13 protein-coding genes are annotated in these 14,036 nt (G+C 48.8%); 8 read left to right on the top strand and 5 right to left on the bottom strand.

The features are described from left to right. Positions 1-38 precede the first annotated feature (38 nt). Entirely contained in the window at positions 39-530 is a 492-nt protein-coding gene (locus HQN60_RS07905; RefSeq protein WP_173533136.1) for a surface-adhesin E family protein, read from the bottom strand. A 16-nt stretch (positions 531-546) separates the two neighbouring features. Further along, entirely contained in the window at positions 547-1,440 is an 894-nt protein-coding gene (gene glyQ / locus HQN60_RS07900) for a glycine--tRNA ligase subunit alpha (protein WP_173533135.1), read from the bottom strand. Here glyQ and HQN60_RS07895 point away from each other — a divergent pair. The 7 genes from HQN60_RS07895 (at position 1,333) to yaaA (ending at position 8,844) form a co-directional block, all read left to right on the top strand. Further along, on the top strand, positions 1,333-1,659 hold the full coding sequence (locus HQN60_RS07895) for a hypothetical protein (protein WP_173531753.1): 327 nt from the start codon (positions 1,333-1,335) through the stop codon (positions 1,657-1,659). The two genes, glyQ and HQN60_RS07895, sit on opposite strands and share 108 nt — an antisense overlap. Positions 1,660-1,736: 77 nt before the next feature. Beyond that, positions 1,737-3,629 carry a lytic transglycosylase domain-containing protein gene (locus tag HQN60_RS07890; protein WP_173533134.1) on the top strand — a complete coding sequence of 631 codons (1,893 nt, stop codon included), beginning with the start codon at positions 1,737-1,739 and terminating at the stop codon, positions 3,627-3,629. Between the two features lie 139 nt (positions 3,630-3,768). After that, entirely contained in the window at positions 3,769-4,026 is a 258-nt protein-coding gene (locus HQN60_RS07885) for an RNA-binding protein (RefSeq protein ID WP_173533133.1), read from the top strand. A gap of 4 nt (positions 4,027-4,030) precedes the next feature. Next, positions 4,031-5,026, top strand: coding sequence for a 2-hydroxyacid dehydrogenase (locus tag HQN60_RS07880; protein ID WP_173533132.1), 996 nt, complete (start codon positions 4,031-4,033; stop codon positions 5,024-5,026). Next, complete coding sequence (locus HQN60_RS07875; protein WP_173533131.1) at positions 5,019-7,328, top strand: PAS domain-containing sensor histidine kinase; 2,310 nt, start codon at positions 5,019-5,021, stop codon at positions 7,326-7,328. Before HQN60_RS07880 ends, HQN60_RS07875 begins: the two co-directional genes overlap by 8 nt. Before the next feature lie 57 nt (positions 7,329-7,385). Next, a complete protein-coding gene (locus HQN60_RS07870) occupies positions 7,386-8,015 on the top strand; it encodes a response regulator transcription factor (protein WP_173533130.1) in 630 nt (209 codons plus the stop codon). 64 nt (positions 8,016-8,079) lie between these two features. Further along, the gene (yaaA, locus tag HQN60_RS07865; protein WP_173533129.1) at positions 8,080-8,844 is read left to right on the top strand and encodes a peroxide stress protein YaaA; all 765 of its coding nucleotides are present in this window, start codon (positions 8,080-8,082) and stop codon (positions 8,842-8,844) included. A 111-nt stretch (positions 8,845-8,955) separates the two neighbouring features. Here the strand turns inward: yaaA and HQN60_RS07860 are convergent, their stop codons facing one another. Continuing rightward, positions 8,956-10,287: a CoA-disulfide reductase gene (locus HQN60_RS07860; protein WP_173533128.1), complete on the bottom strand. Its 1,332-nt coding sequence runs from the start codon at positions 10,285-10,287 to the stop codon at positions 8,956-8,958. Between the two features lie 148 nt (positions 10,288-10,435). Further along, entirely contained in the window at positions 10,436-11,857 is a 1,422-nt protein-coding gene (locus HQN60_RS07855; RefSeq protein ID WP_173533127.1) for a cation:dicarboxylate symporter family transporter, read from the bottom strand. 484 nt (positions 11,858-12,341) lie between these two features. On the opposite strand from HQN60_RS07855, the gene HQN60_RS07850 reads away from it, so the two are divergent. Continuing rightward, positions 12,342-12,965 (top strand): helix-turn-helix transcriptional regulator, encoded by a 624-nt coding sequence (locus tag HQN60_RS07850; RefSeq protein WP_173533126.1) that lies wholly within the window; start codon positions 12,342-12,344, stop codon positions 12,963-12,965. Positions 12,966-12,998: 33 nt separating this feature from the next. Here the strand turns inward: HQN60_RS07850 and HQN60_RS07845 are convergent, their stop codons facing one another. Beyond that, entirely contained in the window at positions 12,999-13,919 is a 921-nt protein-coding gene (locus tag HQN60_RS07845; protein ID WP_173533125.1) for a pseudouridine synthase, read from the bottom strand. Positions 13,920-14,036: the final 117 nt, after the last annotated feature.

Below are 14,036 nucleotides of genomic sequence, written 5' to 3'. Positions count from 1 at the left end.
TTCTCTTTTTTAAGTTCATTGCCCAGCGGGTCGTTGACCTAAGCGTCATCTTGTTGTGCGGCGTCTTTGTCGCTCATGATCTTGCAGACTTGTCGAATAAAATCAGCACCATAGCTGTCTTTGACCGGGTCGGTGAATTCCCACTGAAAGCCCGGTACATCATAACGGGCCACTTCTTCGTCTTCGCTATCGTGCAAGGCCACGGCCACGCCAGCCATACGGCCAGAGTCACAATGGATCGCTGAGCGTGTGTACTTCAGCCGATATTGGCCTTTGCCGACTTCGTCAGTTTGATCGGTATTAAATCGCTGTAACATCCAAACAAAGGTGTAGTTGGCTTCTGAATATTGCGGATCATGCTGAACTGAATTGGCATCCACCAGCATTTCAAAATCCGCGGTTTTGCCATAACTACGCCATTCCGCCTTGGCATAAGGCACGGCAACAGGGCCCTTCACGCCTTCATTGAATTTCTTATCGCAAGCACTCAATAACAATACTGCGCTGAGTAAACTGCAACGAAGCAACATGGCGAGCCCCTGTGGATTATTCCGGCAATTGGCACATTGGGAAGCCCAAGGCTTCGCGGCTGTCGTGATACGCTTGCGCCACCAGACGCGCTAGATTGCGAACTCGGCCAATATAAGCGGCACGCTCAGTCACTGAAATCGCGCCACGCGCATCCAGTAAATTGAACATATGCGAGCATTTCATCACCATTTCAAAACCGGGTAAGGCTAAACCGCCTTCGATCAAGCGTTTGGCTTCAGATTCAAAATGATTGAATTGATCAAACAAAAACGGCACATTCGATTGCTCGAAGTTATAAATCGATTGCTCGACTTCGTTTTGGTGATAAATATCGCCATAAGTGACTTTTTGACCATTTGGGTACACCGTCCAAACGATGTCGTAGATACTATCTACCCCCTGCAGGTACATCGCTAGACGCTCGACACCATAAGTGATCTCGCCTAATACCGGCTTGCAATCTAAACCGCCCACTTGCTGGAAGTAAGTAAACTGCGTCACTTCCATACCGTTGAGCCACACTTCCCAACCCAGACCCCAAGCGCCCAAAGTTGGGCTTTCCCAGTCGTCTTCAACAAAGCGCACATCATGCACTGAGGTGTCGATACCCAGCTCTTGCAATGACCCTAGATACAATTCTTGGATATTGTCAGGCGAAGGCTTAAGTACAACTTGGTATTGGTAATAATGCTGGCAACGATTTGGGTTTTCGCCATAGCGGCCATCTTTTGGACGGCGGCAAGGTTGCACATAAGCGGCATTCCAAGGCTCTGGGCCAATTGAGCGCAAAAAGGTGGCAGTATGAAAGGTTCCTGCACCTACTTCGATATCATAAGGCTGCAGCAAGGCACAGCCGTGCCCAGCCCAGTAGGTTTGGAGCTTGAGAAGGATTTCCTGAAAAGTCAGCATAGGATTCTTGGCGCACGGCACAGTTCTTTAATCAATGAATTCTACCTGTTTTTGCCGCCATCGTGGCAGCTCGCTCGCAATGAGCGTCGCGGCGTGGCAATTTCACCGCGCCTTAGCGTGACAACTGCGCCGCTGCGCGCTGCAAATGGGCTAAAAAATCACGGCGTCACCGAGCAAAAAACGCTTTCTTACGCCTTTACTCAGAAATATTATAGATAAGCGCGCCAGAAAGTCGGCGTTCTTGTTATGCTTAAGCTTTTTGGCGTCCATCTCGCCACTTTCACGGCTTAATTTCTATGCGCGCACTCTCAGTTACCCTACTTCTCAGTAGCCATTTATTACTCAGCGCCAGCGCTTTTGCCAACATCGACTTAGATGAACTGCGCCAAGCTGTTCGCGCGCGTGATTTACCGCGACTGGCCCAAATCAGCGATGCCAATCAGGGCAAACCGCTAGAAATGTATCCCAACTACTATTGGCTCACATTGCAACTGAAACAAATCAGCGCAGACGATGCCAATCAGTTTTTAAATCGCTACGCCAATACGCCGCTGGCCAATCGCTTTCGTGATGACTGGATTAAAGAATTAGCCCGTCGCCAAGCTTGGTCATCGTTCGAACAAGAATATGCCAAGATCGATTCGCCTTCGGCTGAATTGCAATGCTTTAAAAGCCAAGCTGCGCAAGTGCGTAACGATAATTCAACCCTCAAAGCCAATAAGGCTCTGTGGTTTACCCCCAAACCACTCGCCGCCTCGTGCAATCCGATTTTTGATACTTTATTTGCCAATGGCAGCCTCAGTGAAAACGATGCTTGGTGGCGAATTCGCCAAGCTTTAGCGGCCAATCGGGCGGATTTTGCTCGGCAATTGACGAGCCGCGTGGGTAGCCCGAGCGAGTTTTCGGCCAAAAACCTGGCCGCAATCAATAGCGCACCCGACAAACAAATTAAACAACTCAATGCCGCTGGCCGCGCCAATCTTGAATTACAACTGTATGCTTTAGAGTTAATTGGCCGCAAAAGTCCAGAACAAGCCGCGCTGATTATTGAACAACTCAGTCCAAATTTATCCGCAGCAGATCAGCGTTTTGCTTGGCAACAACTGGGCCTAAGCGCTGCGCGGCGTCACCATCCCAATGCCTCATTTTGGCTGAGCAAAGCCGATATGAATGATTTGGAAGAAGAAGATCAAGCTTGGTTTATTCGCTCCGCACTACGCGCCGAAGATTGGAATGCCGTCGAGTCTCGTATTAAGGCACTTCCTGCTGAAACACAGGCCAAAAACACCTATCGCTATTGGCTAGCTCGCGCTTATGAGACGCAAAATAAAGCCAATGCTGCCAATGAAATTTATCTTCAATTGGCGGATGGCTTTGATTATTACGGCCTGTTAGCGCAAGAAAAACTCGGCACCATGCTGCAAGAATCCCGTGCGCCCTACACCAGCAAACCTGAAGAAATCAATGCCATTGCCGCCCTGCCCGGTGTCGTGCGTGCTTTGAGCCTAAATCAGCAAAACTGGCGGGTTGAAGCCAATCGCGAATGGAATTTCGCCATGCAAGGCTTAAGCGATACACAATTGCTGGCTGCGGCTGAATTAGCGCGTAAAAACAAAATGTATGACCGCAGTATTTATACCGCCGAGCGCACGCAAAAAATTCATGACTTTACCTTGCGCTACCCAATGCCCTATCGCGAAGAAGCCGAGCAAGCGGCCAAAGAGCAAGGTTTAGATCCAGCTTGGGTTTATGGCCTCATGCGCCAAGAAAGTCGTTTTATTAGTGATATTCGCTCCAGTGCTGGCGCAGCGGGCTTAATGCAATTGATGCCCAATACCGCCAAATGGGTCGCGGGTAAAATGAAAATCAGCGACTTCAGCTCCGCTGACATCACGGACGTCACCAGCAATTTGCAAATGGGTACTTATTATCTGGCCTACTGGGCAGAAAACTTTAACGGCAATGCGATTTTAGCCACTGCGGGTTATAACGCAGGCCCGGGCAATGCCAGAAAATGGCGTGCGGATCGCGAATTAGATCCGACAATTTACATTGAAACCATTCCGTTTAGCGAAACCCGTGACTACGTGAAAAAAGTACTCAGTAATGCCAGCCATTACGCGCATTACTTTAAAGGCAGCCCAACGCAATTAAGTCATCGCTTAGAAAAGGTGCCTGCCGCACAATAGAAATGTCGTGCCTATTACCGATACAGCTTGGCATTTCGCCGATAGGCACGATTTTAATTACTGCAGCACAGGCTTTAAGAAAACCGTTGTTACAAATCCCTGTTAGTCTGACCAACCACTAAGATTGAGGTGATTCATCATGCAAATTGTTATTGGTAACTTTCCTCCCGCCACGCGCAGCGAAGACGTTATCGCGCTCTTGGTCGAGCAATTGGGCGCACCGATTCCAGTTGAAATTACCACCAGCGAAGGTGCTGGGCGTAACGTCATCGCTTTAGTGCAATATCCAGCAGAAGCACCGCATACATTGGGCGATGTTTTGGTCAATAAATTAAATGGCTATCACTACCAAGGTTTTCACCTTAACGCCACCGTGACGCATAACTTTAAGGACTAAACCGATGCGGATCGCCGTCTTTGATAGCAAGCAATACGACAAGACCGCTATCAATGCGGCCAATGTCCAATTCGACCACGACATCGTTTTTTTTGATGATAGGCTCAACGCCAAAACCGTACCCTTAGCGCAAGGTTTTGACGTTGTTTGCCCCTTTGTGAATGATAAGCTCGATGCGTTTACCATTAACCAGCTGGCCCAGCTTGGCGTCAAACTCATCACATTGCGCTGCGCGGGTTTTAATGGCGTGGATTTAAAAGCGGCTGCCGCACATGGCATCACCGTTACACGAGTGCCGGCGTATTCTCCCGAAGCCGTAGCCGAGCATGTATTTGCACTGCTACTGACTTTGGTTCGCAAAACGCACCGTGCTTTTAACCGCATTCGTGATGGCAACTTTACCCTTGATGGCTTAGAAGGCTTTAACTTGCACGGCCGCACATTTGGTATTGTCGGTGCCGGTAAAATCGGTCTAGCCACCGCGCGCATTGCGCGTGGCTTTGGTTGCCAGATTCTCGCCTATGATCCTTATCCCCCCGCAGAATGCGATGTCGATTGTGAGTTTGTGTCCCAAGAAGATGTATTTAAACGCGCCGATATTATTTCCTTACATTCGCCGCTGTTTCCAACCACGCACCATATGATTAACGCGACCACGCTAGCGCAAATGAAACCGGGCGTTGTACTCATCAACACCAGTCGTGGCGGCCTAATTAATACACTAGCACTGATTAAATCGCTGAAGTCAGGTCATGTTGGTGGGGTTGGTCTTGATGTCTATGAGCATGAAGAAGGGGTGTTCTTTGAAGATCTTTCAGACAGCATGCTCAAAGATGATATCTTGGCGCGCTTAACGACGTTTCCGAATGTGGTGATTACCTCGCATCAAGGTTTTTTAACCACCGAAGCGCTCGACAATATTGCCCATTCTGTGTTGCAAAGCATCGATGATTTCATCCAACAACGTCCCCTTGGCAACGAGGTAAAAGCCAGTGCCTAAAAAGCAGTTCCGTGTCGAGGAGCCAACGATTTCCCGCTGGCTGCTCACCATTACCCCGTTTGCCGCCGCCTTGTTTGCCTTAGTCTTTGCCTTGTTTTTAATTCAAACTGCGCATAAAGAAGACCAAGCGATCACCAGCACCCTCGAGCAAGACCTGTTGTGGCAAAAGCAAGCGCTCAAAAACCGTCTGGAAAATCTACAGCATCAACTCGATGGTCTTGCCGACGTCATTGTCACTGATGGTTTAAGCTCGGCAGAGTTTAGTGGCCGCTATTTATCGATTTTGCAAGACTCGCCCGAAGTCATGAGTCTGGAATACATCGATGAAACCAATCAAGTTCGCTGGCAACATCCACTCAATCGTCCCGATTTGTTACCCCCACAGAACCATCGCAATTTGGTCGCAGCGCGCAGTGTGGTGTTGGTCAATAATGCGCCCCAATTTAGTACGGTGTTACAAGGGCAAAATCAAACGCCATTGCTGGCCTTTGTTACGCCAGTGCGCCTCAATTACCATGGTCGGCACACCTTAGTCGCCATTCTCAATCTCAACACCCTACTGCAACAGCAAGTACCGTGGTGGATTGCCCAGCGCTATCAAATTTCTTTGACTGAAAACGGCGCAACCATCGCCAGCAAATTTAATCGCAATCTAGATCCAACCGGCTTACATCAAGCAATCGACTTTGATTTGGCGCCCAATCAATTTCAGTTGCAAGCGACGGTATATCAGCAGCAACGCAGCTGGCAACAATACCTACTCACGCTCACGGTGATTGCGCTCTCTATCTTGATGCTCGCCTCCACGTGGGCGCTGCGGCGACACATTAAAGAGCGACACAATATCGAAGCACAATTGCGCCAAGAAACCGCCATGCGTGAAGCAATGGAGAACTCCTTAGTCACCGGCATTCGGGCGATGGATAAGGATGGCCACCTGATTTATATCAATCGGGCCTTTTGCGATATGGTGGGCTACAAAGCCGAAGACTTACTTGGCCAAAGCCAAACCATGCCGTATTGGCCGCCGGAAGATCTGGATCGCTGTACTGCCGTGTATCGAGCGATTTTATCCGGTCGCGCCGAACCCTCGGGCTATCAAATGCGCTTTATGCGTGCCAATGGCGAGCGCTTTGACGTGCGCCTTTACGCCGCCAAACTGATTGATGGCGACGGCCAGCATACCGGCTGGATTAGCTCGATTTACGACATTACCGAATTACAGCGCGAGCGAAATGCGCTGCAGGCATCCCATGAGCGTTTTGTGAATGTGCTCAATGGCCTAGAAGCCGCGGTTTCCGTGAGCGACGCGGCCAGCTGCGAGATGCTCCTCACCAACCGGCAGTTTGATCGGGCGTTTAATATCCCCGATTGGCATGGCCGCTATTGCGCCTTACCGTACACGCCGCGCCGCAAAGGTGCGCCTGTCGAAACCGAATGGTTCGACGCCTATCGTGGCCACTGGTATCAAATTAAAAGCCGCAGCAGTGTCTGGGTCGATGGTTCAGAGGTTTGGCTCGAAATCGCGACCGACATCACTGCGCTCAAAAATGCCCAAGAGCGCGAACGCCAGCAAAACGAGCAATTACAACAAACCACACGCTTAATTAGCATGGGTGAAATGGCATCCAGCTTAGCGCACGAGCTTAATCAGCCCTTGGCTGCCATTGCCAGCTATGCCACCGGTTGCCGCAATGTGCTGTCGCAAGCCGAGCCCAATATTGCTCAGCTAGATCAAGCCATCGAAAAAATGGCCGGCCAAGCCAAACGCGCCGGCAAAATTATTTCGGGGATTCGTGAATTTGTGCAACGCCGTGCACCACACCGCAAGCCCTGCGAGGTTGCCGACTTGGTTGATACCGTGCGCACGCTACTCGCCGCCGAAGTGGCCAAGCAGCAAGTCAAACTCAGTATCGGCGAAGTGAATAATTTACCGATTGTATATGCCGATGCGGTGATGCTGGAACAAGTCATGTTTAACCTGATGAAAAACGCAATTGAGGCCATGCACGACACGCCGATCGCCAATCGGACGCTCGATTTAAGTATTACGACCAATAAAGACTTTTTATCGGTCATTATTGCGGATCGCGGCACTGGTATTAATCCTGAACAAATGGAACAATTGTTTAAGCCCTTTTACACAACAAAAAATACCGGGATGGGAATGGGTTTAAATATTTGCCGCTCAATTATCGAGCACCACCAAGGCCGACTGTGGGTCGAGAGCAATCCAGGCGGCGGCAGCCGCTTTATCTTCACTTTGCCCTTACCACAAGAAAGTTTGGCTGGTGAACCCTAATCGCGACACAATTTTCAGTAATTTGTCATCGTTACTCACTGCAGGAGCATTCATTTTATGAACCTTGATCGCCCAAACACCCGAAAAATCGCCATTGTGGATGATGACGACGCGATTCGCGACGCGCTATCTTGGTTATTCTCTACCCGTAATCATCAAGTCAATACCTTTGCCAGCGCTGAAGACCTATTAGCCAGCTACCGCCCAGAAGATTACGGCAGCCTCGTGCTCGATGTACGGATGCCGGGCATGGGCGGCTTAGAGTTATTCAATAAGCTACAAGCGTTTAACTATTGCCCGCCGATTATTTTCCTTACTGGTCACGGCGATGTGCCAATGGCCGTTGCGGCACTCAAACAAGGCGCCGCCGACTTTATCGAAAAACCATTCTCGGATAACGATATCGTTGATTTAGTCGAAAGCTGCTTATCGCAAGATCAGCTCAGCCGCGAAGAATGGCAAACGCGGACGGCGGTTGATCAACGTTTGGCCTGCCTCACGCCGCGCGAGCGCGAAGTAATGAAATTGATACTCACTGGTCGCTTGAATAAACAAATCGCCGATGATTTGTCGATCTCGATGAAAACCGTCGAAGTGCATCGCGCGCGGATTTTAGAAAAAATGCAGGTTAAAACTGCAATGGAACTCGCGGCGCGCTTACGTGATGCCGGCGTAGAACCACATTAATACCGTATGACCCTGTAGCCCATATTTAATATGGGCTACAAATTAATACCTCAAGGATTTTGTTGTGCTAATGCTTATTTCTCCAGCAAAAACGCTGGATTACACTCGCCCCACGCCAGCGGGTTTGCCGCAGACGACGCCCGATTTTTTAGCGCAATCACAGCAATTGATCGACGTGTTGCGGCAAAAAACGCCCGCCGATATTGCCAAGCTGATGAAGCTGTCCGATCCCTTGGCAACGCTCAATTTTGGCCGTTATCATTCGTGGCAAGCCAACTTTAATCCCGATAACGCCAAAGCGGCGGTATTGGCTTTTATGGGCGATGTCTATACCGGTCTGGCTGCCGAGCAGCTTTCGATCGAGCAACATGCGTATCTGGCGCAACATCTGCGTATTTTGTCGGGTCTATACGGGCTATTGCGTCCCCATGATTTAATGCAAGCTTACCGCCTAGAAATGGGCACCAAGCTGAGTAATCCGCGCGGCAAAAATTTATATGATTTCTGGGGCGACACCATTACCGACGCGGTGAATGAGATTGAACAGCAAGAGATTGTTAATTTGGCCAGCGAAGAATATTTCAAAGTGATTCGCCCAGCAAAATTAAACGCGCCGGTGATTACGCCGATTTTTGAAGACTTTAAAAACGGCCAATACAAAATCATCAGCTTCTACGCCAAACGTGCGCGTGGCCTGATGGTGCGCTACGCCGCGCTCAATGCCATTACCCATGCCAATGATCTGAAGCACTTTGATTTGGATGGCTATGCTTTTGATGCCAGCAATAGCGAGCAACAGCGCTGGGTTTTCCGCCGCCAGGCAGAATAGGTATATCGCTGCGGAACTTATTCAACATTAGCCAGCGAGCAATACCCAAGCAATAAAAAACCGCACCCATTGACTGGTGCGGTTTTTTTCATTGCAACGAGTGGCGGTGATTTACTTGGCCACGTTACCGGCGATATTCAAAACATTCCATGTTCTGGCAAATGGCGGCGCGTAAATGAAATCCATAAAGCCCAGCTCTTCAACTGTGATGCCGCTATACACTGCGACTGCCAAAGCATCGACGCGATGTACTGCACCACCGAGATAAGCGCCACAAACTTGGCCACCGAGTAAACGGCGCGTGCTGCGCTCATAAATCAGTTTGACCCACATTTCGCTTTGCGCTGCCACGTAATCGGTGTGGTTTTTATCTTTAATCCAAACGGTGCCATAGTCGATATTTTGCTGCTGCGCTTCTTGCTCAGTAATCCCAGTACGGCCTGCTTCAATATCAAACACGCGAATGCCGCTAGAACCCAAAGTGCCAACAAATTGACTTGGCTGCCCAGCCATCACTTCACCCACAATACGGCCTAACTTATTGGCCGTCGTGGCCAATGGAATATAAGCCGTACCGCTGATGCGGTGCGGTACTGTCGCACAATCGCCGGCGGCGTAAACATCAGGCAAATTGGTTTGGCATTGGGCATCAATCACAATCGCCCCTTGCTCGGACAAGGTTAAACCACTGCTCGCTAAAAAGTCGGTATTGGGTTTAAACCCCGCCGCGACGATCACCATATCGGCGGGATATTGGCCTAGATTGCTCACCACCTGATGCACACGACCTTGTTCGCTCACGAGTTCGGTCACCATTTCGCTATTGCGTAAATTAACGCCATGGCGCTGGAGTGAGTCTTCTAAAATCGTGCTGATTTCAGCATCAAAAATCGTTTCAAGCACACGAGCTGATAAACCAATCAAAGTGACGTTTTTACCCTGCTCACGCAATGCTTCGCTGGCCTCAATACCAATAAAGCCATTGCCAATCACGACAACGTTTTGCACTTGCTCTAACTGATCAACAATCAACTGCGCATCGCGCTTAGAGTGCATGGTGAAGACGTTTTGTGTCTTTAAGCCTTTAATCGGTGGCTGCACGGGCGACGCGCCAACTGCAATCAACAACTTGTCATAGGTAAAGGTTTGCGTTTGCTGCTCGGCATTAACTGCGGTAACGGTTTTACTTGCCGCATCCAGCCCGGTCACCGTATGAAAACAGCGTACATCAATGCCAATTTTGGTGAATTCCGCCAAAGAGCGTGCCGTCATTTGCTCAATGTCTTTAAATTCGCCACCAACATAATACGGAATCCCGCAGGCGCCAAATGACACCACGTCGCTCTTTTCTAGCACCGTGATGTTGGCGGTTTTATCAAACTTTAAAATTCGTACTGCCGCCGACATCCCTGCTGCATTCGCACCCAAGATTAAATAATTCATTGTGTTACTCCATGGATTGCGAGCCATCGGCTCTCATTTCAATTAATACACTCATCGGCGTGACCGATTGAGCGCTAAAAACAATTCGAGCGGCAAGGTCGCATCGATACTCGATATCCCCATGCCGCTCCATTTAGCTCAATTTAACTTAAGCTTCTTCGCTATCTAGACCCGCATTTGGATCATTAAATACCTTCATATCCATCAGGCCCATTTCGCGATCCGTAGCAACGGCAGCGGTCATGGTGCCAGATACATTGGCCAAAGTGCGTGCCATATCGATCACCGGATCAATTGCCAACACCATACCAATCAGTGCGAAATGCTCACCCATGCCCATACCCGACAAGGCAATCGTTGCGGCTACGGTGGCCGTACCTGGAATACCGGCGATACCAATTGAACCAATCGTCACCACAATCAACATCATGATGTAGAACTGCATATTGGTTTCAATCCCCACCATATGCGCCACCATCACCACGATCATCGCTGGGAAGAAACCGGCACAACCATTCATACCAATCGTACTACCTAATGAGCCCACCAAGTTAGATGTGCCACTATTCACACCCATACGATTAGTCAGCGTTGAAATCGTCATCGGCAAAGTGCCCACTGAAGAACGACTCGTGAACGCCATCAACCAAGTGCCGATTGATTTTTTAACAAACATCGTTGGTGAAACGCCATGCAGCGCAACAATGAAGATGTGCAGCAACATAATCGCAGCCATCGCAATATATACAGCAGCAACAAAACTAGAGACTTCTAAAATCGCAGGAATACCATTGCTGACAATTGTGCGGGCCAACAAAGCCACAACAGCGTACGGCATAAATTTAATCACCGTCATCGCCACCGACATCACGATTTTATGCAAACCGAAAATCAAGGTTTTAAACGCGCCAATCACTTCTGGATTTTTCTTTTCCATCCGAGTTGCAGCAATACCTAGCAAGGCAGAGAAAATCACTAAGCCAACAATGTTTTCACCGTGCATCGCAACGACGATATTACTTGGAATCAAGCGAACAATCGTATCAACCAAATTGGTGTATTGCTTGATTTCAGCGGTACCGGTCGCAGCACTCACGCCATGGCCCAAACCAAAAGCATTAGCCAAAACGATACCCAGTACACAGGCCAAAGCGGTAGTAAACAGCAACCAGAAAATCCCACGGAAAGCGATTTTTGGTAAGTCTTCTTTACCCGAGAAATCCAGAATCACTTTGACGATAGAAACAAAAATCAAAGGAATAACCAGCATACGGATGAAGGCAATAAATGCACGACCCGCTAAGCCATACCATGTTGCGGTTTCTTGCATCCATGTATTGGCTTGCATTGGAAACCCAACCGACGCTTGCACTAGCAAACCCAAACCTGAGCCCAGTATTAAACTCACCAACATGCGCTTGGAGAAATCAATTTTTTTGTTTTGTAATTGTTTTAATACCCAGAACGACGCCAACAACAGCGCAATTGCAATCAGTGTTTGATAGTGGGTGATTGATAAGAAATTCTCAAAAAAAACCCCATGAAATATGGCGTGGCTTGTGTCATGCATTGTTAGTGCCTCTTTTTACAAAAATTAAAGCGTTTTTTAATTCATCATTATCTGAATGTCGGAAATCGAGCATGTTGTTTATGGCAAGGCATTGAGTCTATGAGGCTTTCATTACCCAACCAAACAATCTTTAGCACCATGTAATTTTGTGGTTTACATGCCCCCAATCAGTTCCCTAGCATCAAGATAAAGGGATTGGCGCGGTATTCACTTGACCCAAATCAAGTCTAGGTCCGTTTCTGAAAAAAAACATTCATGACGATAATTTATTATTACACCAGATCGTGGACTTGAGTATCGCGATATCATCTCACTAATAGAGCAGGGAAAACCATTGATTTCTAGGTAAAAAAGCAGCAATTCGCCTTAACTCAAAGCAAAAATCACAAAGAGCAAGTAACTCAAAGACATTGTTTTGATTGGTTTTTTATTAAAAAGATTGTTAGAATCTTAACAAGATAAATTTCATTTAGTCACTTACGCCATGAAAATACAGATTGATGCCGAGTTACTGGTTAACTTCATTGCCGGTGTTTTAGGTGAAGACTCTGAGGTCGTCGTGCATGACCTTTCCAATATCAACGCCTCCTTGGCGGCGATTAGCAACGGCCATCTCTCAGGGCGTCAAGTTGGTGCGCCCGCCACCGATCTCGCTTTACGTATGGTGCAAGAGTATCGCCAATCAGACGGCGTTAGCTATAAGCTCAATTACCGTAGCAAAACCCATCGTGGCGTATTACTGCGATCTTCAACACTGATCATTAATGGTGAAGACGGAGAACCCGCCGCGATGCTGTGCATCAATACCGACGATAAAAGATTGCTCGACTTACAAGAATCAATCCGTAAATTGCTTCCCAATGAGCCAGAACAAACTCATCAAGAATCACTCTCGATGTCGGTCGATGATGTTGGTCAAGATATTTTGCAAAGCGTACTGGAGCAATATCCAATCGCCCCAGCAAGGATGTCTGCCGAAGAAAAATCGCAGGTGGTTAAAGATTTAGAGCAGCGAGGTTTGTTTTCGATTCGCGGTTTTGTTGCCAAAACCGCCCAGATCCTCGAAATTTCCGAACCGACTTTGTATCGCTATTTGAAAAACAGTTAAAACCTGAGCGTCTATTGGATGCTCAATCGAGCCCTAGCTCATCGTGGATGGCTCGGGCCAAGCTAAGGCGCGCTGACTACTAAACTGCCGCGCCTCCCCCGTAACAGGGTCGATAAATTCAATCGTTCTGGCCAACAATTGCAGCGGCGACGAGAAATCGTTGCCTTTATCGGGCATCAGCTCGGGATACCACGCATCATTGACAATCGGAATCCCCAAACCCGCCAGATGCACCCGCAACTGATGTTTGCGCCCAGTATGGGGTGCAAGGCGGTAATGCGCATATTCGCCACGTTGTTCAATCAGCTCAATTGCCGTTTCACTATTAGGCGCGCCCGCCACTTCCTGCACAGTAAACGCATCATCGCGATTTTCGATGCGGCTGTGATGCACGTAGGGCAAAACTAAATCACGGCGAAATCCAGCAATGGCTTCATAGGTTTTTTGCACTTGCCGCGATTCAAATAGCGCGTGATAAGCATGGCGATGCGCGGGCTGTTGGCAAAACAAAATTACGCCAGCGGTTTCTTTATCCAGCCGATGCAACGTCGTAATTTCAGGATTATCCAAACGCTGGCGCAAGCGCGTTTGCAGATTTTCTAGCGCGTAGCGCCCAACCGGCGTCACGGGCAGAAAGTGCGGCTTATCAACCACCAGTAAAATCTCGTCTTGATACAAAATCGTCTCAGTAAACGGCACAGTGAGCGGTTCGGGCTGCGGGCGGTAATACCACAGCACCGTACCGGCGCGGTACGGTGAGTCGACAGCATACGGCGTGCCAGCTTCATCGACGACTTCGCCGCGCAGCAAACGACCACGAATATCCGCCGCCGCAACATGGGGAAAACGCACAATCAAAAAGTCCAGCACCAGCGGCCAGTCGCCTTGTGGCAAACCAACAAAACTCGGCGCGATGCCGTCTTTATGCGGAATCGGGGCGATAGGTTTAGCCATTGATTGGCCTCGCATTGAAAATTCGCCGCAGAGACGCAGAGGCGCGGAGCAAGACAGACATACCAATGTCATATGGAATAGACCAGACAATGCAGAAACACATACCCAGCTGGCTTT

The organism is Deefgea piscis (assembly GCF_013284055.1).
GTDB lineage: Bacteria > Pseudomonadota > Gammaproteobacteria > Burkholderiales > Chitinibacteraceae > Deefgea > Deefgea piscis.
Note: the sequence above shows the minus strand (reverse complement) of the source record. Positions and strands in the feature narration are given on the sequence as shown.